Source organism: Neorhizobium sp. SHOUNA12A, assembly GCF_023006505.1.
Lineage (GTDB): Bacteria > Pseudomonadota > Alphaproteobacteria > Rhizobiales > Rhizobiaceae > Neorhizobium.
In genome coordinates, this window is the sequence record NZ_JALBGV010000033.1 from 25408 (window position 1) to 47853 (window position 22446).

Here is a 22446-nt window from a genome sequence, read left to right on the forward strand (position 1 = left end):
GCCTTCACAATCATTGCTCCTGTGCGTTCGCGCCAGCGCCGAAAGTGGCATCCGCCACGCGTTCGATATGGCCCGGATCGTGTGCCACGAAACCTGGTATGCGGGCGGCCGACATCCTGGTGATCAACTGGATGAGCTCCAGAACGCCTTCCGAAAGCGGCTTGGAAGCGGCCGAGAAAATGCCCCAAAGAAATGGGATGTCGACATCGAGCGGGCGGATCTCGACGTTCTTGAGCTGCAGGCCATAGGCGGTCGCGGGCTCCACGATCGAGACGCCGAAACCCGTGGAGGCGAGCTGCAGCGCATTCAGCGCCGCATTGGTATCGACGACGCGCGATGGCCGGACATCGGCCGCCTGCAGCGCCTGATTGACGCGGCGACGCAGTCGGAAAGGATTGGCCATGGTGATGAGGCAACGGTCGGCCAGGTCGCGAACGGAGATGACATCCTTGCCCGCCAGGGGGTCGTCCGCCGCCACCGCGGCGACGCAAGGCGCTTGAAACAGGCCATGCACATCAAGGCCCGGATGCTCGACCGGCAGCGAGGCGACGCAGAAATCCGCGGTGCGGGCAAGCACCGACTGGACGGCCGCCTCGGCCGAAATGCTGCGCAGATGCACATTCCGCGGAATGAGGTCCGCCGGCATTTCCGCAAGCGCGAGCGGCACCAATCCACTGGCAAATGCCGGGATCGCGGCAATCTCGATCGGCGCCGGCTCTTCCGAGAGAATATTCCTGGCACGCTCCTTGAGCTGGCCGATGCCGGTCAGGAAACGCTCGGCATCCGAATGAAAAGCGACCGCCCGCGATGTCGGCGTGATGCGGGGACCGTTGCGGTCAAAAAGCGCAAAGCCGACGGAGGATTCGAGTTCCTGAATGAGCCGCGTCACCTGCGACTGCGAGCGGTCGAGCAGCCGGGCGGCGGCGGTGATGCTGCCTGCCGACATGACTGCGAGGAACACTTCCAGCTGCTTGATTTCCATCGCCGACCCATAATGCGCAAAATGCAGCATTGACTATTGTTAATTCAAATATCGCATACTCAAAAAAATGCGCAACGTATAAATTGCTCAAATGATAAGCCGGGCAGTAGACCCTCTCTTCATCAGGCCAATGGGAACACGAGGTTGCGCCAATGACGACGATCCGACTGTGCTTGCCGTTACGCGTTTCCGTTTCCAGCCGGTTGACCAGGTCAACAACGTCGAAGAAGCGGCCACCCGCGTTTTGTTGCGGATGCCGGTAGCGGCCGGAGAGGCTCATCTGTCCTTCGATAGCGAGCCGCAGATTTGCATGCGATGAAAGCGATCGCAAACCTGAGACCCTTGCAATGCCCCTTCATGAGCAGCCTGCGCGTAAAGCCCGCATCGCTCGGCTATCTGACATCTTTTGACATCGAGCGGGAATTTTGGCGGCTTTCCAGGGTTCGCGCAGCCAAATTCGGGCCCCAATGACCGATAATCTTGCATTATCGACGTTATCTTGCACACTTGAATGCGACAATATTTTATGTAGAAATCTAGAAAGAACGCTATTTTTCTATATGAGAGCTATCCCACATGAGCCTCAGCATCAAGGATCCGGAAGCCCATCGCCTGGCACAGGCGATCTCCCACGCCACGGGAGAAAGCATGACCCGTGTCGTCACCGAGGCGTTGCGTGAGCGTTTTGCCAAGATCGAACGCCGAAAAGGCCGGGCCAGCGTCGAGGAGCTTCTCGCGATCGCAGATCGCGCTGCGGCGAACGTCAAACGCCCCTATGTCGATCATGCTGATTTCCTTTATGACGAGAACGGCCTACCAAAATGATCGTCGACACTTCGGCGCTGGTCGCAATTCTTTATCGTGAGCCCGAGGCGGCAAGGTTTGTTAAGGCCATCCATGACGTCGAGCTCACGCGGATCAGCGTAGCGAATTACGTGGAGTTGTCGATGGTGGTGGAAGGCCAGCTCGGCCCTGATGGTATGCGCCAGGCGGAGGCTTTCCTCCGGCGCGCCGGCATCATCGTCGAGCCTGTCACTCTTGATCACGGCGAACTGGCCCGACAAGCTTTTCCAGATTTCGGTAAAGGCCGTCACAAGGCCGGTCTCAACTTCGGCGACTGCTTTGCTTATGCTCTAGCGAAAGCGACTGGCGAACCGCTGCTGTTCAAGGGTAACGACTTCTCTCAAACCGATGTCCAGGCGGCGTAACCACGACCGACGATGCAATGTCGACCGGATCCGCTCAAGCCATCGTGCTGGCTGATAACGAGCCCGTTGCCCTGCTGGCGCATCGGCAAGATCTGGCCGAACGTGCCCGTGGTTATGTCGAGGCGGCAAGCTCCGCCAATACCCGTAAGGCCTACGCCTCGGACTGAAAGCATCCGCCGCCTGGTGTCGGCCCATCAGCGGGTTCACCGTCAGGCGATCAGCCTCGAATCACTGCTTCCGCCTTCCGAGGCGGGCGTGAGATAGGCACAGGCGGACGCGGTGGCTCCGATGTCGCGCCGCTTGGCGTCCAGGATCAGACCAAAGGCCAGCGGCCTGCTTCATTCCGAGGGATAGGGCTGCCAGACCGGATTCGAAAATAAGCAAAACTGTCCGCTGTGAATACCACCACGTCCTCGACCCGAGGCGAGAAATGTCCATCCTCACAGCGTGATCACCGCATGTTCCAAATCGAACAGATATACGCTACCGTCGTGTCGTGGCGCGCTTAACTTCTCAAATCCTCGACGTGCTCGATCTATCGCCTTGGATGATGGACATCAGGGTCACCATCGAAGACTGCCAAGCAATTCGGCAGGCGTCCCGATCAAGCGGTCCGCCCCGGCGATCTCCAGTTCCTCGCGGCTGCCATATCCCCAGAGGACGCCAATCGCCCGCATGCGATTGGCATGAGCGCCAGCGACGTCGAATTTGCGATCGCCGACCATGATGCACTGATCCGCGGTCAGACCGTTCTCCGCCAGAATGTGGGAGATCAATTCCGGCTTGTGGTCGATATCCTGGCCGGGCACCGAACCGTAGATGCCGTCGAAAAGCGGAGCCAGTTTTTTGTTCTCAAGAATCCTGCGAGCAAACACCGCCCGTTTCGACGTTGCCAGATATAAGCTCACACCCGTTTCCCGTATCGCAAAAAGAGCGTCTGCAATTCCGTCGTAGAGCTCGCTGAGCAGCAGGCCCCTCGTCCCATAGTCTTCACGATATGCCTCGACCGCTTCCGACACGCGACTGTCGCCGAATGGCTGGAGAAGATAGCGCATGACGTCTTCGATCGGCGGCCCGATGATCGAGGCGATGTCCATTGCCGGATCTGTCGTATGGCCGAGAGCCCGCAAGGCCGCGCGGCAGCTGGACAGGATGCCCGGCTCTGAGTCGATCAAGGTCCCATCGAGGTCGAGAAGAATGGCTGAAGGCGAAGACATAAGGAAACTCACTTTCCGATCATATAAAGGCTCAATAAATGATGTAGGGATGGCGAGCGATGCATCCGGTTCTGCGAACTGGATCGGTCCTGTGCAACATTTTCAATGTCGCGTTTCAGCCATCATGCTGCTGATGAGATCGATCGCATCCTCGCCCTTCAGCGCGCTCTCCCACATCCTGCGGGCAATTTCCTCATGCAATTTCACGCCTTCGAGCGATGCGGTGATGATCCCGACCCCGACCCTGACGTTTGGCTGTTCTCCAAGGCGAAACGGACTGATCGCGAGAACAGAGCGCCCCGCCTGCCTAAAGATCTGAAAATTCGTCGCCGGAACAAGGCCGGGCACAACCGCTATCTGAACGCCGATCGACGGCTTTTTGACGAGCTCGACAATGTGTTTGACCTCGGCCCTGGCCATGGACTGTCGATTTCGCCGGTCCGAAGCTGAGAGATCATCGCGCCCAATCAGCCCATTCGACAGAAACCGCCGCAGCTCGGAGGCTGCGATCAGGTTGACCAGGAGGGGACGGCGGCGTTGATAGGCTTCCTTACGCTGCCGGAGGACAGAAAGAAGCCTGTCGATAGCCGTCGCGGTCTCGTCGTCCTTGGATCTCAGGTCATCCATCGCAAGCGCGAGCATCTCGTCATATGCGGATGAGGTCAGGAGATAGGAAAGCGGACCGAAGAAGCCGATGATCTGCTCGCTCTCGGCCTCAATCTGACGCATTCGCTCGAAAAAACCCAAGGCGGTATCCACATATTCGATACCTACCCCCAGGAGATTGGGCAGAGAGACGTCCAGCACACGGCTGATGCGAACGAGGGTTTCAATCTTGAGGATTTCTCCTTTTTCCGCCCGGTAAAGCGCGGCACGGGAAACGCCGAGCCTGTCGGCAAGCATTTCAGGAGATAGGCCGTGCGCCAGGCGATACGCATTCAGCCGCTGGCCGATATCCTTCAGTATGCCGGCCTCCTCCGCCGGCATCGTTCGCCTTTCCGACATCAGCGATTCTCCTCATTGAGAACGAGGGATACTTCATTTTATATGCCCTGTCTAAATATTATGGACATCGTCTAAATTTTGAGATAGCCCGTTTACAACATCAAAAAAAGGGGACGTGATAATGATGAAAGCAATTGCAGCAATCCTGCTTGCCGCAGGGACACTGGTCGGCTCCGCCGTTTCCGGTATCGCGCAGAACCTGACGCCGGTGAAGTTCTCGCTGGATTGGACCCTGCAGGGAAACCATGCCATCTGGGGTCTTGCCCTCAAGAATAAAGATTTCGAGGCCAATGGGCTGAAGGTCACCATGGACCGGGGCTATGGCTCGGGCGATACCATCGTTAAAGTCGCAGCGGGCGCCTACGACATCGGGTTCACCGACATCAATTCGCTCATCAAGTTCAATGCCGAAAATCCCGATCGGTATCTGATTGCGTTCTATCAGGTGTTCGACAGGACGCCCAACTCGATCATTGCTCTTGCCAAAAGCGGCATCAAGTCGCCTGCAGACCTTGCCGGCAAGAAGATCGGCGCTCCGGAAGCCGATTCAAGCCGCCTGATGTTCAGCGCGTTTGCCCAGGCAAACAAGATCGACCCCGCCTCGATCAACTGGGTCACCATCGCGCCGAACCTACGCGAGACGATGCTGGTGCAGGGCCAGGTGGATGCGATCTCCGGCTTCTCCTCGACGTCTGTCTTCAACCTCATTTCGGCTGGCGTACCGGAAAAAGACATCACCGTGCTCGGTTATGCCGACAATGGGCTCGACCTTTATGGCAGCGCGCTGGTTGCAACGCCGAACTATATTGCCAAGCACCCGGACGTCATCAAGGGCTTCGTCAAGGCCTCGATCGCCGGCACCATCGCTCTCCTGAAAAACCCGGAGGCCGGCATGCAGGCGATGAAGGAAATCGAACCGCTCTATGACGTCAAACTCGAGGCGGCACGCCTGAAATTCCTGTTGGACAAGGGTGTTCTGAAATCCCCTTCGTTCGAAACGAATGGTCTCGGTTACGTGGATCCCGCCCGCATGGCGCTGACGATCAAGACGAACAGCGACGCCTACAAAATCGCGGCGCCCGCAGCCGATAAGGTCTACACGACCGAATACCTCCCCCCGTCAGCCGAACGGATGCCGCCGAAGTAAGCAATTCCCAGCAAGCATCTCATAATCGTTCCGAAACGACATTTCTGGCGGCCCGGATGAAGAACCTCGTCGAATTGATTGACGTCAGCCTCTCTTACGGCAAGACGCCGGCGGTATCAGGCCTCAATATGAAGGTCGAAGAAGGGTCCTTCGCGGCGGTGGTCGGACCGTCCGGCTGCGGGAAATCTTCGCTGATGAAATTGGTGACGGGCTTGATGCCCGCCACCACCGGCGCCGTTCTGGTCGACCAGCACGAAATCTCAGGCCCGGTCAGCATCGTCGGAATGGCGTTTCAGAATCCCAATCTTTTGCCCTGGCGGACGACATTGGAAAACGTCCTGCTCCCTCTCGAGGTCGTTCGTCCCGAGCGCCATCAGTTCCGTGCGAAGAAACAGGAATTCGTCGACCGGGCCATGGATCTTCTGCGGATCGTAGGACTGGAGAGTTTCGCAAGTCATTATCCGTGGCAGCTTTCCGGCGGCATGCAGCAACGCGTGTCTCTCTGCCGATCGTTGATCCACCAGCCGCGACTGCTGATGCTCGACGAGCCGTTCGGTGCACTCGACGCATTCACGCGCGAGGAATTGTGGGATGTGCTGCAGGCGATCTGGCTGGAACGGCAGTTCACGGCCATTCTGGTGACTCACGATCTCAGAGAGGCGCTTTATCTGGCAGACAGCGTCCATGTCATGTCCAACAGGCCGGGCCGGGTTGTTCGGACGGTCGACACCTCGGCGTTCAGCCGGCCGAGAGGCGAGCAGACCTTCCTGGATCCCGCGTTCAACGCAAACGTCATGGACCTGCGCTCAGATATCCGCTCGCAAAGAATGCCGATTGAAATCGCACCCGCAAAACCAGCAGGAAAGGCATGATGAGCATGTTGGAACGTGTCGGCCCTGTGGCCTTGCCGGTTATTCTGCTTGTCCTGTGGGAGCTCGCCTGCAAAGCTTTTGATATCCCGCCTTTCGTCCTGCCCTCACCGACGATGATCGCAGCAGCCCTTTATGAGAACGCCTATATCATCTGGTTTCATTCGAGCCAGACGCTGCTGACGACGGTCATCGGCTTCGCCGTCGCGGTGGGATTCGGTGCGGTTCTCGGTGTGCTGGTGGGATCGTCCAGGCTCGCCTATACGAGCCTTTATCCGCTGCTCGTCGGCTTCAACTCGGTGCCGAAGGTTGCGATCGTACCTATCCTTGTCGTGTGGTTCGGCATAGGCACCATACCCGCCGTGATCACCGCGTTCATGCTGAGCTTCTTCCCGATTGCGGTAAACGTCGCGACCGGTCTCGCGACGATCGAGACCGACCTGCGCGACGTCTTGCGCTCGCTGGGCGCAAGTCAACTCGATATCGTCCGCAAGGTCGGCATTCCACGTTCCATGCCTTACCTGTTCGCATCGCTGAAGATCTCGATCACGCTTGCATTTGTCGGATCCGTCATCTCGGAAACGCTTGCTTCCAACCGGGGTATCGGAACGCTGATGACCCAGGCATCCGCCAATTTCCGGATCCCGCTTGTGTTTGCAGGCCTTGTCGTCATCGCGCTCATGGGCGTCCTCATGTATATGATTTTCGCCTTCATAGAACGCCGCATGACCGGCTGGGCGACGCGGGGCGCCACCTTCGGCATCGGCGGCTAGTCAACCCCTTTTGGGCAGCGCGAGATGCGCCGCAATCATCTCCGCCACATGACCAAACCGGCAGATACCCAACTCCGCGGGTTTTATGCCCGGCCCGGTCGCCAGCACCGGCACCCGCTCGCGGGTGTGATCGGTGCCCGCCCAGGTCGGGTCGTTGCCATGGTCTGCGGTGATAATCAGCAGATCATTGCTGCGCAGGCGCCCCGTCAGTTCCGGCAGGCGGACATCGAAGGTTTCGAGCGCACGGGCATAGCCCGAAACGTCGCGGCGATGGCCCCAGAGACTGTCGAACTCGATGAAATTGGCAAAGACCAGATCGCCCGGCTCGGCACGGCAGCACCAGCCAAGCACATGGTCGAAGAGCGCCATGTCGTCGCTGCCCTTGGAGACGTCAGTAATGCCCTTGTAGGCAAAGATGTCGCCGATCTTGCCGACCGCATGGACCGCACCGCCTGCGGCAACAACCCGGTCGCAGATCGTGCCGTCCGGAGGGGCGATGGCGAAGTCCCTGCGGTTTGCGGTGCGGATAAAGGCGCCTGGCGTCTCGCCGACGAAGGGCCTGGCAATGATCCTGCCGACATTCAGCGGATGAAAGATTTCGGCGGCGATACGGCAAAGATCGAGCAGACGGTCGAGACCAAAATGGGCTTCATGGGCCGCAATCTGCACGACGCTGTCGGCGGAGGTATAAACGATCGGCTTGCCGGTCGCGATGTGTTCGGCACCGAACCGGTCGAGCACCTCGGTGCCCGAAGCATGGCAATTCGCAAGCGTTCCGGAAATGCCGGAGCGTGCTGCGAGTTCGGCCATCAGATCATCCGGAAATGCCGGTATCGCGCGCGGGAAATAATGCCAGTCACGGGCGACCGCCACACCGGCGAGCTCCCAATGGCCGCTCTGGGTATCCTTGCCGGCAGAGATTTCCTCCGCCACACCCCAACGACCGATCGGTGCCGCGCCGAGACCGGGCGCCGTCCTGCCCGATGCGAGCCGTATCGCGGCACCCAATCCCAAGGCATCGAGGTTCGGAACTCTCAGGAGGCCGCTGCGCCCCTCTTCCGCGCGCCCAGCGGCACAGGCCTCGGCAATATGAAGCAAGGTATTGGAGCTTTCATCCCCATAACGGGCCGCATCCGGCGCGCCGCCGCAGCCGACGGAATCGAGGACACAGAGGAAAACGCGCGCCATCCAATCAGCTCAGTTGAAACCGGCCGAGCGAATGGCGGCGGATCAGTTCGATGACCTCGTAGAAGGCCCATCCGATCAGCGACAGCAGGAGCACCATGCCGATGACAACGGCGGTATCGCTGTTTTCCTGGCCGGAGGACAGCAGATAGCCGATGCCCTCATTGGCGCCCATCAATTCGCCGATGACGGCGGCGGTCATCGCGAGCGTCGTTGCAACCGCCATGCCGGCAAGCACCGCCGGCAGCGCCGACGGCAGCTCGATATGCCAGAAACTCTGCCAGGGGCTGAGCTTCAAGACGGCGGCGAGATCGCGAAAACTGCCTTCCCCGTAACGCAGACCGGTCACCATGCCGGACATGACGGGGAAAAAGGTGACGATCGCGATCAGCACGATCTTGGGTGTTGGCCCGATTCCCAGCCACAACAGCAGCAGGGGCGCGATCGCGATCTTCGGTGCTGTCTGTAGCAGCAGGATGAGCGGCGTGGCAAAACGTTCGACCCGGGGAAGCCGCGCGAAGACGACTCCGGCAAGAATGCCGACCGCCGTCCCGATCACGAAACCTGCGACGATCTCCGTGAGAGTAACGCCGATATGCCGGAAAAGCTTGGCGTTTTCGAACAGGAAGAGCAGCCGGGCGAACACCTCAAGCGGTCCCGGCAGAAGAAATGCCGGAACCCTGAAGATGACGACGATCGCCGTCCACAGGACGAGGGTTACGATCAAACCCGCTATGCCACGCAGGATCATGTCTACTTACCGATCGTCGACGGATCGACGACGAAGTCGGCCGCCTTGGGGGCGCTGTCGATGACCTTGTACTGCGCCAGGATATCGGCGTTTTTCTGCCAAGCGGCCAGATCGGCGGCACCCAGGCCCTTCTGCTTGGTCAGCGCGCTCTGCCAGACGGACGGCACGAAGGTCTGTTCGAAGGCCGTCGTCAGAATGGCCTTCTGGTCTTTCGGCCAGGTCGGCGTGTATTTGGCAAGCGAGATGTCGAGCGCGTCGCCGATATGACCATCGATGACCCATTCATAGGACTGGGTCACGGCGGCCGTGAAGCGCTTCACCAGATCCGGGTTTGCCGAAAGCTTCTTCGAACTGGTGACGACGACGTTGCCGAAGGACGGCAGGAAATCGTTCGACAGGATCATCGTGACCTTGGTGCCGTCGGCTTCGAGATTGTACTTGCGAAGCTCGGAGAAGACGATCGCATCGACCTGGCCGGCCTGAAGCGACTGCACGATGGCGCCGGTCGCGACAACTTCGACGCTGACGTCGTCGAGGCTGAGGCCGGCCTGCTTGAGACCCACCTGGAGCTGAAGATAGTTGGGGCTTGCAAGGCTGGTAACGGCGATCTTCTTGCCCTTGAGGTCCTTGTAGGACTTGATGCCACTGGATTCCTTGGCCAGAAGCGCGCCGATGCCCCGCTGATAGGTCGTGTGGACAACCTTGACCGGCAGGCCGTTGGCGGCAGCCGCAACCACAGCATCACCGTTCGGGAAACCGAAATCGACATTGCCGGCGGCGATGTTCGTCAGGATGTCGGCGGCGGCAGCATAGATGAATTCGACTTCGATGCCGTTCTTCTCGAAAATGCCCTTGTCGACGCCGGCATAAAGCGGCGCGTAGAAAGGGGCGGCTGCGCCATCGATCTGCAGCACGACCTTGTCGGTCGCTCCCGCGATCGAAGCGAAGAAGGGCGAGGTAAGAAGAGCAAGCAGGCTTGCCGCGGTCGTCACGCGAAACTGGATCATGGTTGGCTCCTGAGTTCCCATTTTGTGGAGGAAAATGCCCTTCCCGCAATGCGCAGAAGGTTTCGCTGGGTTGCCTCATAGTCGTCGAGCCAATCATCGGTGGCGCGATTTCCATGGACACCAAGTAGGCAGCCGGTTTCGAGGCCGATCGCCCCGCCGACCGTCAGCGTGATCTCGCTCTCCATCTCGACGCCGACGGCACCTTGAGCCTGGAAGCGGCCGATGAAATTGGCGGAGATATCGGCGCCATCGTAGAGCGGGCGATAACGGCGGTCCTGGCCGAAATAGTAGCTGTCGGTCGAAGCCACCATGCCCGGTCGACATGTCAGGCCTAACTCAGCCGCGGCGGCGATGAGGCCTTGGGTTATCTGCGGTGAAGCCTTTGCTTCGCCTCCGGCTGCCCGGTATGTCATCGCAGTGCCGGTATCGCCGATCGCCCTGTCGACCGCGATGAATGAGCCGACGGTGTATTCCGCGACGAGCGCTGACATGCCGCCGATCCGGATGACGCGCCTGGCGCCGAGCATAGCGAGTTCCACAAGGGCGATTTCGGTCGACGGGCCACCGATGCCTGTCGAACAGATGGTCAGCCGCGTTCCTTCGTAACTGCCGGTGATGACGGCGAATTCGCGCTTGCGGCCGAAGTCCTGCACATCTTCCAGCATGTCGGCGAGCAGCGCCACGCGATCCGGATCACCGGGGGTCAGCACGTTTTCGGCAATGTCGCCGGAACCGCAAGGCAGATGCGGCGGGCGGCCGTTCTTCCAGGGAAAGGCAGCGCTGGTCCTAGCCATTCTTCGCACCCTTCCAGGAGAGAAGGCGGCGTTCGAGAATGGTCAGCGCGACATGCAGGACCAGGCCAAGTACAACGGTCATCAGGACGGCTGCGAACAGAAGCGGCGTCTTGTAGGTGGCCGATGCGAAGGTCATCAGGTAACCGAGCCCGACCTTTCCGGACATCCATTCCGCCAGAACCGCACCGACCAGCGCCTGCACCGCGCCGATCTTCAGACCGACGAAGATCTCCGGCATTGCCGCCGGCAGTTCGATCTGACGAAAGCGCTGCACGGCGCTGAGGCCGAGCAGCTTCGAAAGATCCTTCATCTTCGGATCGAGCGTGCGGAAGCCGGCGACCGCACCGACGAAGACGGGAAAGAAGACCAGCGAAAAGATCAGGATGATCTTGGAGAGCACGCCGAAGCCGAACCAGACGACGAAGAGCGGCGCAAGCGCGATCTTCGGCGCCGTCTGCAGGATCACCAGCGGCCCGTCGAGCCAGACAGCGAGCCTCGGAAAGCGGGTCATGACATAGGCGATCGCAATGCCAGCAATGCAGCCGAGGATCAGGCCAAGGACGATGTTCTGCAGCGTGAAGCCGAGATGCCGCCAGAGTTCGCCGGTGAGCGCGATGGTAACCAGCGCGTTCCAGGTGCGCAGCGGCGACGGCAGGAGAAAGGCCGGCAGGGCCATCGGTCCCGTGGCAAACCACCAGACAAACAGGAGTACGCCAAGCGCCAGCGTGTAGTCGACCGCCGCGGAAAAGCGCCTGTTCATCAATGCGCCTCCCCGGCCGGTGTCCGCAGATCGCGGCGCAGCTGGGCGACCAGCGCATGATAGGCCGGATCCAGCTTGGTCTGTTCACCACGAGGACGAGCAAGCTCGACATTGTGGACGCATTTCAGCTTGCCCGGACGGGCCGTCATGACCATCACCCGATCGGCCAGATAGGCGGCTTCGTCGACGCTGTGGGTGACCAGCAGGATCGTCTTGCCGGTCGACTGCCAGATGCGCAGCAGTTCGTCATTGAGATTGTCGCGGGTCATCAGATCGACGGCGGAAAAGGGCTCGTCCATCAGCAGGATCGGCGGATCGTCGGAAAGCGCGCGGGCGATCGCCGCACGCTGGCGCATGCCGCCGGACAATTGGCGCGGCAACGCCTTTTCGAAACCGGCAAGCCCCACCATCTTGATCAGGTCGAGGGCGGTCTTGTCGCCCTGAGCCCTGGCAACGCCGGCTGTATCGAGCGGGAAACGGACGTTGTCGACAATGGTCTTCCACGGCAGCAGCACGGGCTCCTGGAAGACGAAACCGACCGGGCGCTTGCGGCCGGAGACATCGAGCGTGATCGAACCGCCGGTCGCCTGGTCGAGGCCGGAAATCAGCCGCAGCAGCGTGGACTTGCCGCAGCCGGACGGCCCGACGATCGAGATGAACTCGCCTTCCCTGATGGTGATGCTGACAGGCTCCAGCGCCGTCACCGTCCCGTGGTCAGCCACGAATGTCTTGTGAACACCCGCGATATCGATCATCCGCTCCGATTGCGCCACCCAAAAACTCCCTGCCTTGCTGGGGAAACAACTGATCCGCGAGGAGATAAATCCCCTTGGACCGCCCGCCCGCCCCGGAAAGACGTCAAGCTTTCACAAAACTTTCAGGCGCGCAACAAAAATCTCAAAGATGAGATTTGTATCAAAATTGCGTCCGCAATTGTGTTTCGCGTCCTGATAGAACTCAGGCGGCAGCCTGTCTCTTGAGGACGGTTTTCTCGATGAAATCGGCGGCCTGATCGCCCTTGAGGCTACGCCGCCAGAGCTGGTCGGTAATGCCACCATAGAGCTGAACCGCCTCCGCGGCCGCAGTAATGGTGGCGACGCCAACGCGGATATTGGCGAACGAACCAAGCCGGAAGGGGCTGACCGCCACCTGTGCCCTATCGGCCCGCTTGAAGATCTGGAAGCTTGCGCCCGGCATGGAATCGATCACGACGCCGATCTGAACGCCGATCGGCTGCTCCCGCAGCATATGCACGATATGCTCGATTTCGGCGCGGGCGGCGGCCTGCCGTTCCGACAGCCTGACACCCGGATGATCATGGGCACCGACGAACCCCACACGGCCGAACTCCTCCAGTTCCGCGGCCGAAACCAAGCTGACAATACTCGGGCTGCGCCTGCGGAACGTCTCCTTGCGGGCTTTCAGGATGTCCGTCAAAGCTGCGATTTCCCGGATCGCCGTCTTTCGGTCACTGACGTCCTGAGGAATGCTTTCATCGAGTACGGTCGGCAGAAGCTCGTCATAGCGGTCGGTCGTCAGTAGATACGAAATCGGCCCGAACATCACGGTGATCTGGTCCACATCCTCCTCAAGCTGGCGCATCCGCTCGAAGAAACTGACCGCAGAAGCAATATACTCGACGCCAACGCCGAGCAAGGTCGGCAGCGAGACGCCAAGCAGATCCGCGATCTTGCCAAGCGTGTCGACCTTCGGCGGCTTGCCGGACTCATAGCGATAGATCGCAGCCCGTGAAACGCCGGCCTTGGCGGCGAGCTCCTCCGGGGTAAACCCCGCCCCCATCCGAAACGCGCGAAGGCGACGACCGACATCCTCTGTGGAACTCACGAAGTCCAAGGCGATTCCTCCCGTCATCCTGTTGCCAAACCTTCGACTCCTTAAACAAAAACTGGAATAATCGCAATGTAGTTAATCTTCACGCGATAATTCTCATTTTTGAGAATCGTCTTGACAGCTTTCGCATTTCCACAATAGGCTCTGTTTTTGGACCCCGAACGCAGGGAGCACCCTATGACGTCCGACCACCACCTTCTCCGACGCTGATCCAAGGCGAACGACCCCGTGCGACGGTCAGCGCAATGTGCTGAAGCCCGACGTCGCCCACCCACCGACATTCCGATCCGATCGGCGGTCCATCCGCCGAGGGCATTATTTTTCTTGATTCCGGACACCGCCATGCCAGCAAGCCTTTGCGTCGTCTCCGATTCCGCTCCCACCGCCGCTCCCGTGCGTCACTCCGTCAATGAGGTAGACTGCCGGGTCAAAGCGCATGAATGGGTAAACGGCCAATATCGCCTTCTTACGCTTTCCGCGCCGTGTTCAGTGCTGGATTGCCAGCCGGGGCAGTTCTTTCATCTGCTCTGCCCGCAGACGGATCGGTTTCATCCTTATCTTCGCCGGCCGATGAGCATCTATTCCTGCAATCGCGAAAAGGGCGAGCTTACGTTCCTCTACAAGGTCGCAGGCGAAGGCACCGGCGCTCTGGCCGGCCTCGAAACCGGCGATGTCCTGAACATCGTCGGTCCGCTCGGCCAAGGGTTCGAGATCCGCCCAGAATGGCGCCGCCCGCTGCTCATCGCCCGTGGCGTCGGGCTTGCGACGCTCGCCCCGCTGGCGCAGGAATGTGCTCGCCTCAGACTGCCGCTGACGGCGATCTGCAGCGCCCGCGCGCCCGATCTGCTGATGTCGACCAACCTCTTCCGCTCCTTCGGCGCGGAGGTCATCACCGTGACGGATACTGAAGGCAATTCGGATACCGAAAGCCTGACGCCCCTGATCGAGGGCCTGATCCGCAGCCGCGGTATCGACGCTTTCTTCACCTGCGGCTCGGCGCGGCTGATGCGCATGCTGCAGGAGATCGGCGCCCGCCACGGCATCGGTGGACAAGTGGCGCTCGAACAGCACATGGCCTGCGGCATCGGCATGTGCCAGGCCTGCGTGCGACCATTTCGGCGCGAGGACGGCGCGGTGAATCTCCGGGTTTGCCGCGAGGGACCGGTCTTCGATCTTCAGGAGGTGCTGTAATGGCCGACCTCACCACCCGGATCGGCGCGCTCGTGCTCAAGAACCCGATCATGCCGGCCTCCGGCACCTTCTCCGAGGAACTGGCCGAAGTCTTCGATCTCGATTGCCTGGGGGCACATGTGACGAAGACCATTACCCAAGGCAAGCGCGCCGGCAATCCGGTGCCGCGGGTCTGCGAGGTGAACGGCGCCATGCTGAATTCGATCGGCATCCCCAGCAAGGGCGCGGAATGGTTTCTGCAGAACACCGTGCCGTTTTATGCTGACTACGATGCGCCGTTGGTGATCAGCATATCCGCCAATTCCGCCGACGAATTCGCGCGTTTCGCCGAAGAGGTCAGCGTGCCGGGCGTCGCGGCGATCGAAGTCAACATTTCCTGCCCTAACGTCGAGGATCACGGCAAAGCCTTCGCAATGCGGCCGGGCCCGACCGGCGACGTGATCCGCAAGATGCGCTCCGCTACCGACCTTCCCCTCTGGGCAAAACTTTCGCCCAATACCGGCGAGGTGGTGGAAGTCGCGCAGGCGGCCGAGGCGGCCGGCGCCGACGCACTCGTCACCGCCAACACGATGCTTGCCATGGCGATCGACAGCGCCACCGGCCGCGCGCGCCTCGGCAATGTCATGGGCGGACTTTCCGGTCCGGCTCTGAAGCCCATTACGTTGCGCATGACTTACCAATGTGCCCGGGCAGTTTCCATCCCGGTCATCGGCTGCGGCGGCATCTCGACGGTGGACGACGTGCTGGAATACCTGATCGCCGGCGCCCGCGCGGTACAGGTGGGCACCGCCACGTTCATCAGTCCCACGACCATGCCCCGCCTCATCGGCGAACTCGAACAGGAACTTGAAGAACGCGGCCTCACCTCCGTCGACGCCCTGATCGGTTCGGTCGACATCGCCGACGAAGCCATTACCCTTGCGGAGTATGCGTGATGAATGCCGCCGTTCTCGAAAGACCCGCATGCTTTGACCTTGCCGGTGTCGCCGCCCAGCTGTTTGCCGAGATCGCCGAGCGTACCGCAGATGTCGAGGGCGTGAGCCGTCCGGCTTTTTCCAGGGCGGAGACTGAAACGCTGGATTTCCTGGTCGACTTCGCCCATTCGGAAGGCCTCGTGACGGAATGGGATGCCGGTCGCAACCTCGTCTTCTCGCTGCCCCAACATGCCGGGGCCGGGCACTATGTCCTCGTCGGCTCGCATGTCGACAGCGTCCCCAGCGGCGGCAATTTCGACGGGCTTGCCGGCGTGCTGGCCGGGCTGCTTTGTCTCGTCCGGGCGAAGCGCGAAGGCGCTCGTTTCCCCGAACCGGTAAAGGTCATCGCCATGCGCGGCGAGGAGAGCGCCTGGTTCGGCCCATGTTACATCGGCTCGAAGGCGCTGCTCGGCGTGCTCTCGCAGGATGAACTTTCCGCTCGCCACAAAAGCGACGGCCGCACACTCGATGAACACATGGAAGCGGTCGGCATCGACATGGCGCCGATCCGGGCCGGCAAACCCCTCCTGGATCACTCGGCGGTCAGAGCCTATGTCGAGGTGCATATCGAACAGGGGCCTGTGCTTATCGAGCGTAATGTGCCGGCGGCGATCGTTTCTGGCATTCGCGGCAACTTCCGCTTCAAGAAAATTTCCTGTTTCGGCGAAGCCGGCCATTCCGGCGCGGTTCCCCTTGCCTATCGGCACGATCCGGTGCTCGCAATGGCGGAGTTCCTGAACGTGCTTGACGCCGCCTGGCATGATTTCGTCGCCAAGGGCCGCGACCTCGTCGTTACCAGCGGCATGGTCTCAACCGATCAGCAGAAGCATGCCCCCTCCCGCATTCCGGACAGTGTCGAATTCAGCCTCGACGTTCGCAGCCAGGACCGCGATATGCTGGAGGCAATGCACGCACTCGTCCTCCAGCACGTGACGCGTATCGAGAACGAACGCGCCGTCCGTTTCGATCTTGGCCAGGCGCTATGGACCAGTCCGGCGCTCTGCAGCCAGTCGCTGATCGCCCGACTGACCGAGGCGGCGGAAACCGTCGGCGTGCAGCCGACGTTGATCCCGTCCGGCGGTGGGCATGACGCCGCGGTCTTTTCCGCAGCCGGCATTCCGTCGGGCATGATCTTCATCCGCAACCGCAACGGATCGCATAATCCGCAGGAGGCGATGGAGATCGGCGATTTCGAAATCGCCACAGCCATCCTCTATGAGTTCCTCGGCAATCCCCATGAAACGTCAGTCGGCGGCCAATCAGCGAAGGAAACTGGTCCCATGTTCTCCAACATCACAGACATCATCCGCCAGAAGGGCAATGCGGTGCGCGCTTATCGCGCCGCGGCTGTGGCCGCCGGGCAGGCCGCCATCGACGATCCGGATCGCGTGGTCGGCTATTTCATGCTGGGTCTCGCGGCGCAGGAAGTCGCCGAAACATATTATGCCGAACCGGTCGAGGCCGCTGTTTTCGACCAGGAACTGTCGAGGTTTGATGGATATGCCAACACGCTCGATGCTGCATTCGCAAACCCAGATGCCGGGATTCGGCTTGATGCCCTATCGAGGGTAGCCCGCAGCCTGGCAATTGATCGCCAGCGGTCGACAATTCGCGCTGCCAGCTTGTAGTGCAGCGACGATTTCGGTTGCCTAATTGTTGGCCGCCCCCCCCGGGAAGACATTTCGCTCACGACCAGCCGGCAATGCTCTGCAGGAACAGACCGGCCGCCCGTGACAGCGGATGTTTTTCGCCGCTGAGCAGGCAGTATGTGACCGGCAGCTCCGGTTCAAGCACGACGAAGCGCAAGGGCAGCGCCGCGTATTCGCGGGCGATCAGCTCGCTGACCAGCGCAATGCCAAGACCCTCGGCGGCCAGTGCGCAGGCGCTTGCGACGGAATGCGCCTCCAGCAACGGCCGCTGTCGCAAGCCGTGCTGATAGAACAGCGCCTCAAGCTGATGGCGGACGGGCCGTTCACGATTGAGGACGATGAGATCGTGGCCCTTCAGCTCGGCGATCGTCAGCGACGACCGCTCGGCGAGCAGATGATCGCGATGCAGTACGCAGACGATCCGCGACGGCAGCAGCTTTTCCTGCCGCAGTCCGGGAGTTGCCAGCGGCAGGCGCGCGAAACCGATATCGGCTTCGCCATCGGCAACCATGCGTTCGAGCGCCAGATAATTGCCGGAGGCCAGTTCCACCCGCATCGGGCCGTTGGCCGCAAGAAAATCTCGGATCATTTTAGGTATCCGGTTCGACGACAGACTGGCCGGAAAAGCAAGCCTCAGTAGCATGTCGCGGGAGCGCCCGTTCTCCAATTCGATGGCCGCCGTTTTAAGCACACGCAGGCGATCGGCAATGGCGCGGATTTCCGGCCCGAGCTGCAGGCCTTCGCGCGTCGGCGCCAGGCGGTTCTTGTCACGCTCGAACAGGCGAACGCCGAGATAATCCTCCAGCTGCTGCAGGAGCCGGCTGGCATTCGATTGCGAAATGCCGAGCTCCAATGCTGCGGCAACCGTCGAGCCGGTGGCGGCGATCGCGTCATAGGCCTCGATATGCTTGAGGCTGATCCCCGCCTTCACCATGGAGAACCCCTTCCTTCGATAGACTTATTCGAAAACCGCATAAGATTGCGGCCTTCAACGAAGTCGAACACTTTCGCCCGTGTAACAAGCGCAGCGAAAGACATTCGTCAATGACCACGATCCTCCTCGATATCGCCCGGCAGCTTTCAGCGCGGACGGAGTTTTCATCTCTTGCCATGGAGCGCGCCCGCGATGCGGTCATCGACACGCTCGGATGCATGATCGCGGGCACCAAGGATCCAAGCGTAGCGGCAGTTACCACGGCATTCGGCAGTGAGATATCCGGCGGCGGTTCCGGATGGCTTGTCACAGGCGGACACGCATCGCCCTCGGTGGCGGCACTTGTGAACGGCACGGCGGCCCATGCCCTCGATTTCGATGATAATTTTCATCCCGCCCGGGCTCATGCGTCCGCAGTTCTGGTGCCGGCCCTGCTTGCCACCCTCCATCCGCAGCGCCCGATCAGCGGCAAGCAGTTTCTGGAAGCCTATCTGACCGGGCTCGAGGCCCAGGCCGCGGTCGGTTTTGGGGTCAATCCCTCCCATTACAACAGAGGCTGGCATGGCACTTCCACGGTCGGCGCGATCGGAACGGCCGCCGGCGTCGCGCGCCTGCTTGGCGCCAACATCGAGGAAACGGCGCAGGCCATGAGCCTGGCCACCTCGATGGCATCCGGCCCCAAAGGCCAGTTCGGTACCCTGGCCAAACCGCTGCATGCCGGAATTGCAGCACGCAATGCAGTCGAAGCCGCCTTGCTGGCAATGTCAGGCAGCGGCGGCCGGCTCGACATCCTCGAGCGACCGCAGGGTTTTTTGGATCTTTTTGGCGGCGGCGAAGCGCGAGGTTGGGCGGACTGGCGGCTGGATGAAGCCCATGTCATTGAAACCCGCGGTCTTGTCACCAAGCGCCATCCCTGCTGCGCCTCGACGCATCGGGCAATCGACGCACTTTTCGACCTGAAACAGGAACATCGGCTGAGCGCCGGTGATATCGACCGTATCGACGTCAAAGTCGGGATTTCGGCCGCCCGCAATCTTGCCTATCCGCGGCCAGAGAACGAAATGCAGGCCCGCTTCTCGATGCCGTATTGCCTTGCAAGGGCGATGTTGCAGGACACGCTCAGCCTGGCGGACTTCACCCCCGCCGTCCTTCGACAGGCCGACGTCCTTGCACTGATGCCGCGGATCGAGATGCATTCCTACACCTCAAGCGAGGAGCACGGTCATGATCGTCTTCCGCATGTGCTGACTGTGACATTGCCGGACGGTACGGGTCTTAAGAGCCAACGGCTTCATGCCAAGGGATCGATCGAGGTTCCCCTCGATGCCGACCAGCGACGAAGCAAATTCTTCGATTGCGTTTATTGGGGCTCCGGACATGCAACCGATGATCTCTACGACAATCTCTTGGATCTCTCCCAGTCGACCTCGGTATCAAATCTCCTGAATTTGTTTGCGGCATCGTCTTGAACGGGACATTCTGAAGGCGAAGCTTCAGCACCAAATCAGTATCAGCCTTAAACGGGTGGCATCCCTTTGAGCTTGCGAAAATGCGGCACGTCCATTGCCCTGCGTTCGATCGACAAGATCAGCCGTTCGACAGTCGCAGGCAGCGGTACGCCGGTTGCCGTGATGACGCCCCAGTAGAACGGAATGTGGAAGGCGAGCGGCAGGATCACCACATCCTTAACCGGGAGGCCCGTGAGGGTAAGGGACTCGACGATCGCCACGCCAAGTCCCGATCGAGCCAACGCGAGCGAGACATAGGTCGCATTGCTGTCGATAATTCCACCCGTTTCGATCGACTGCTCCGCAAGCGCCTTGTCGATCCTCATCCTCAGCCGATAGGGGTTGGCGGAAGCGATCAGCCGGCGGCCTTTCAGGTTTTCCGCGGAAAGCAGATCGAGACCGGCCAGGGGATCGTTTGCGGCGACCACCGCAACACAGGGCACTTCGCCCACCCAATGCACATCCACCCCGGGATTATCCAGCGGAAGGCTTGCGATGCCGATATCAGCAGTTCGCGCCACGACCGCCTGCACGACGTTTTCGGCCGACGTGCTTCGAAGGTGGACATGATCCGGAAACTGATCCGCGGGTAAGTCGCTGAGCGCGAGCGGGACGATGCTCGCGGCGATGGCCGGGATCGACGCCACTTCGATGGGCGTCGCCCGCGCAGTCGCGATCGACCGGGCACGTTCGCTGATCGTGCGCAATCCGCTCAAGAACAGCTCCGCCTGAGCGAAGAAGGCCACGCCATGCTCCGTCGGCGCTATCCGCGGACCGTTGCGATGCAGGATCGGAAATCCGAGTTCCTGCTCAAGATCTTGTATGAGCCGGGTAATCACCGGCTGCGACTTGCCCAGCGCCTTGGCAGCGCCGGTCATGCTGCCGATCGAGATCACGGCAACGAACGCCTCGAGCTGTTTCGTATCCAGATAGTCAGGGGGCATCCAAAATCCTGAATTCGGCAAGACCGCAGAGCGCAGCAATTGTTGCAAGCCGGCTGGATGTCTTCCCAGACCGGCTCGGATTGCCCGATAATACCCATAGGTCGATTTGCTCAGCGGAAGCTAGAGGTGGATTGGACAAGATCAGCAATCTCCATGATCAAAATGAAAGTCCATAAAGGGGCAGGCTCGCCCCAAAGAAACCGGGTCAGGCTGGCGGCCTTTCCCAAAGCGCCGTTCGGCCGTCGAAGGGATCGATCGAGAGGCGGAATACGCCCTTCTCCATGTGCAGGACCTGTGGATTGGCGCCGGAATAACGCGGCCACCTGCCTGCAGGCGTCTCAGGCGCCGCGTCGCAAATAAACGAAACCCAGACGTCGTGAACCGCTGTCGCGAAGGTCCTGTCTTTGACGGATTGGCGGGCCGGCAGATGACTGACGTCCATCCCCTGGCGATACCAGACCTCGCCGACCTCCGCACCATGTGGCGCGCCAAGCTCGTCCGGCTCGACTGGACCATAGAGATATTTATAGACCGGCTGATGCACGGCATGGAGGCGCGCGAACCTGGTGGCAGGATTCTGGAATACCAGGTCGCCGCCGACGGCCCTCCAGATGCCGCGTGCCGTATGCTGCGGAAGAGCTTCGCAATATCGCCGGACGACCTCGACGCCAGTCAGTCCCAAAGGCAGAACGCGCTGATGCAGCAGCCGGGCAGCGAGTTCGAAATCCATTTCCGGCTGCGCTGTCGCGTGCGTGACGTATTCGCCCGTCGTGCAGCCGATCATCATCGGGACGCCGGCGGTCTTTTCGCGCGCGGCTGCGTCTTCCGGATGGTCGGGAAGCGAGACTCCATCGACAACCGGAACGAAAGGCACTCCCAGCATCGAGGCCGAGCCATCCCGCTCGAAATCATGCTTTTCGTAGGACTGATTGCAGAGGTCGCGCTGGGCAATGAGCAGTTTCTCGAAGGGCACGGCTGCGAGTTCCGCTTCGGTCACGTTTAGATAGTCCAGCATGCGCCTGTTGAGCTTCTGGGCATCGTCTATCGTCGAGACGCCGGTGCTTGCGCCGCTCTGCAGCATTGCTTTGCAAAACAGCCCGTCGGCAGCCGGCATCGCCATGACCGCCGCGATCGAAAAGCCCCCCGCCGAACGACCCGCAAACGTGACCTGCTTCGGATCCCCTCCGAAGGCGGAGATGTTGTCGCGGACCCATTCCAGTGCCGCGATCTGATCCAGAAGCCCGCGATTGTCCGGCGAACCGTCGTTCAGATGCAGAAAGCCGAGCGCCCCAAGCCGATAGTTGACGGTCACCTCGACAAGGCCACTGGCGGCGAATGCGCCACTTTGCAGCACTGCCTCATTGGCCGAACCGACAGCGTAACCGCCTCCGTGAATCCAGACCAGAACCGGTGCCGAGCCGGTGACGGACGGCGTGCGGATGTTGACCGTCAGAAAGTCGGCGCCGAATTCCAGCGTCGATGCCGCCGCCTTTCCCACGGGACCATAGGTCGGGATCTGCGGGCACACCTCGCTGAGCGCTTTGGCGGACCGGATCCCGGACCAGGGTGAAACCGGCTGCGGCGCGGCGAACCGCCGTTCGGGTGTGATCGGCGCCGCGTAGGGAATCCCGAGAAAGACGGCGTAGCCGTTCTCGTTAAAACCCTCGATGGTGCCGGCAGTTGTCTCAACGAGCATG

The 22446-nt window shown here is 60.8% G+C and carries 21 protein-coding genes and 2 pseudogenes; 10 read left to right on the forward strand and 13 right to left on the reverse strand.

The features are described 5' to 3' along the window. Positions 1 to 10: 10 nt before the first annotated feature. Positions 11 to 982, reverse strand: a complete 972-nt coding sequence (locus tag MOV63_RS16305) for a LysR family transcriptional regulator (protein WP_040125758.1) — start codon at positions 980 to 982, stop codon at positions 11 to 13. 576 nt (positions 983 to 1558) lie between these two features. Between MOV63_RS16305 and MOV63_RS16310 the strand changes: the two genes are divergently transcribed. The 3 genes and pseudogenes from MOV63_RS16310 to MOV63_RS16320 form a co-directional block, all read left to right on the forward strand. Beyond that, positions 1559 to 1807, forward strand: coding sequence for a type II toxin-antitoxin system VapB family antitoxin (locus tag MOV63_RS16310; protein ID WP_040124628.1), 249 nt, complete (start codon positions 1559 to 1561; stop codon positions 1805 to 1807). Then, positions 1804 to 2190 carry a type II toxin-antitoxin system VapC family toxin gene (locus tag MOV63_RS16315; protein ID WP_040124626.1) on the forward strand — a complete coding sequence of 129 codons (387 nt, stop codon included), beginning with the start codon at positions 1804 to 1806 and terminating at the stop codon, positions 2188 to 2190. Before MOV63_RS16310 ends, MOV63_RS16315 begins: the two co-directional genes overlap by 4 nt. A gap of 17 nt (positions 2191 to 2207) precedes the next feature. Then, positions 2208 to 2380: pseudogene (locus MOV63_RS16320) on the forward strand (integrase); the annotation flags it as partial. A 373-nt stretch (positions 2381 to 2753) separates the two neighbouring features. Here MOV63_RS16320 and MOV63_RS16325 read toward each other — a convergent pair. Continuing rightward, complete coding sequence (locus MOV63_RS16325) at positions 2754 to 3407, reverse strand: HAD hydrolase-like protein (RefSeq protein ID WP_247034900.1); 654 nt, start codon at positions 3405 to 3407, stop codon at positions 2754 to 2756. Between the two features lie 102 nt (positions 3408 to 3509). Then, a complete protein-coding gene (locus MOV63_RS16330; protein ID WP_051900434.1) occupies positions 3510 to 4412 on the reverse strand; it encodes a helix-turn-helix domain-containing protein in 903 nt (300 codons plus the stop codon). A gap of 121 nt (positions 4413 to 4533) precedes the next feature. Between MOV63_RS16330 and MOV63_RS16335 the strand changes: the two genes are divergently transcribed. From MOV63_RS16335 to MOV63_RS16345, 3 genes are read left to right on the forward strand one after another with little or no spacing between them, the layout of a single operon-like run. After that, the gene (locus tag MOV63_RS16335) at positions 4534 to 5559 is read left to right on the forward strand and encodes an ABC transporter substrate-binding protein (RefSeq protein WP_040124624.1); all 1026 of its coding nucleotides are present in this window, start codon (positions 4534 to 4536) and stop codon (positions 5557 to 5559) included. A gap of 56 nt (positions 5560 to 5615) precedes the next feature. Beyond that, positions 5616 to 6431, forward strand: a complete 816-nt coding sequence (locus tag MOV63_RS16340; RefSeq protein ID WP_051900430.1) for an ABC transporter ATP-binding protein — start codon at positions 5616 to 5618, stop codon at positions 6429 to 6431. After that, on the forward strand, positions 6431 to 7201 hold the full coding sequence (locus MOV63_RS16345) for an ABC transporter permease (protein WP_247034901.1): 771 nt from the start codon (positions 6431 to 6433) through the stop codon (positions 7199 to 7201). Before MOV63_RS16340 ends, MOV63_RS16345 begins: the two co-directional genes overlap by 1 nt. Here MOV63_RS16345 and MOV63_RS16350 read toward each other — a convergent pair whose 3' ends face one another. The 7 genes from MOV63_RS16350 to MOV63_RS16380 all read right to left on the reverse strand — a co-directional run bounded on the left by MOV63_RS16350 (position 7202) and on the right by MOV63_RS16380 (position 13543). After that, positions 7202 to 8389, reverse strand: a complete 1188-nt coding sequence (locus tag MOV63_RS16350; protein WP_040124621.1) for a phosphopentomutase — start codon at positions 8387 to 8389, stop codon at positions 7202 to 7204. 4 nt (positions 8390 to 8393) lie between these two features. Continuing rightward, complete coding sequence (locus tag MOV63_RS16355; RefSeq protein WP_040124619.1) at positions 8394 to 9137, reverse strand: ABC transporter permease; 744 nt, start codon at positions 9135 to 9137, stop codon at positions 8394 to 8396. Positions 9138 to 9139: 2 nt separating this feature from the next. Further along, positions 9140 to 10144 (reverse strand): ABC transporter substrate-binding protein, encoded by a 1005-nt coding sequence (locus tag MOV63_RS16360; protein WP_247034902.1) that lies wholly within the window; start codon positions 10142 to 10144, stop codon positions 9140 to 9142. Continuing rightward, a complete protein-coding gene (locus MOV63_RS16365) occupies positions 10141 to 10938 on the reverse strand; it encodes a nucleoside phosphorylase (RefSeq protein WP_051900425.1) in 798 nt (265 codons plus the stop codon). The genes MOV63_RS16360 and MOV63_RS16365 overlap by 4 nt, the downstream gene beginning before the upstream one ends. Beyond that, positions 10931 to 11698, reverse strand: a complete 768-nt coding sequence (locus MOV63_RS16370; protein WP_040124615.1) for an ABC transporter permease — start codon at positions 11696 to 11698, stop codon at positions 10931 to 10933. Before MOV63_RS16370 ends, MOV63_RS16365 begins: the two co-directional genes overlap by 8 nt. Next, on the reverse strand, positions 11698 to 12471 hold the full coding sequence (locus MOV63_RS16375; protein WP_244447608.1) for an ABC transporter ATP-binding protein: 774 nt from the start codon (positions 12469 to 12471) through the stop codon (positions 11698 to 11700). The genes MOV63_RS16370 and MOV63_RS16375 overlap by 1 nt, the downstream gene beginning before the upstream one ends. A gap of 184 nt (positions 12472 to 12655) precedes the next feature. Next, a complete protein-coding gene (locus MOV63_RS16380; RefSeq protein ID WP_244447618.1) occupies positions 12656 to 13543 on the reverse strand; it encodes a helix-turn-helix domain-containing protein in 888 nt (295 codons plus the stop codon). A gap of 348 nt (positions 13544 to 13891) precedes the next feature. On the opposite strand from MOV63_RS16380, the gene MOV63_RS16385 reads away from it, so the two are divergent. From MOV63_RS16385 to MOV63_RS16395, 3 genes are read left to right on the forward strand one after another with little or no spacing between them, the layout of a single operon-like run. Continuing rightward, positions 13892 to 14740, forward strand: coding sequence for a dihydroorotate dehydrogenase electron transfer subunit (locus MOV63_RS16385; protein WP_244447607.1), 849 nt, complete (start codon positions 13892 to 13894; stop codon positions 14738 to 14740). Continuing rightward, entirely contained in the window at positions 14740 to 15675 is a 936-nt protein-coding gene (locus MOV63_RS16390; protein ID WP_040124611.1) for a dihydroorotate dehydrogenase, read from the forward strand. The genes MOV63_RS16385 and MOV63_RS16390 overlap by 1 nt, the downstream gene beginning before the upstream one ends. Beyond that, positions 15675 to 17342, forward strand: coding sequence for a hydantoinase/carbamoylase family amidase (locus MOV63_RS16395; RefSeq protein ID WP_247034904.1), 1668 nt, complete (start codon positions 15675 to 15677; stop codon positions 17340 to 17342). Before MOV63_RS16390 ends, MOV63_RS16395 begins: the two co-directional genes overlap by 1 nt. Positions 17343 to 17400: 58 nt before the next feature. On the opposite strand, the pseudogene MOV63_RS16400 reads toward MOV63_RS16395, so the two are convergent. After that, positions 17401 to 18338 (reverse strand): annotated as a pseudogene (locus tag MOV63_RS16400) (LysR family transcriptional regulator). A gap of 69 nt (positions 18339 to 18407) precedes the next feature. Between MOV63_RS16400 and MOV63_RS16405 the strand changes: the two are divergent. After that, the gene (locus tag MOV63_RS16405) at positions 18408 to 19766 is read left to right on the forward strand and encodes an MmgE/PrpD family protein (protein ID WP_040124607.1); all 1359 of its coding nucleotides are present in this window, start codon (positions 18408 to 18410) and stop codon (positions 19764 to 19766) included. A gap of 47 nt (positions 19767 to 19813) precedes the next feature. Here MOV63_RS16405 and MOV63_RS16410 read toward each other — a convergent pair whose 3' ends face one another. Continuing rightward, positions 19814 to 20749, reverse strand: a complete 936-nt coding sequence (locus MOV63_RS16410; RefSeq protein WP_247034906.1) for a LysR family transcriptional regulator — start codon at positions 20747 to 20749, stop codon at positions 19814 to 19816. A gap of 205 nt (positions 20750 to 20954) precedes the next feature. Further along, positions 20955 to 22445: a carboxylesterase/lipase family protein gene (locus MOV63_RS16415; protein WP_247034908.1), complete on the reverse strand. Its 1491-nt coding sequence runs from the start codon at positions 22443 to 22445 to the stop codon at positions 20955 to 20957. Position 22446 lies beyond the last annotated feature (1 nt).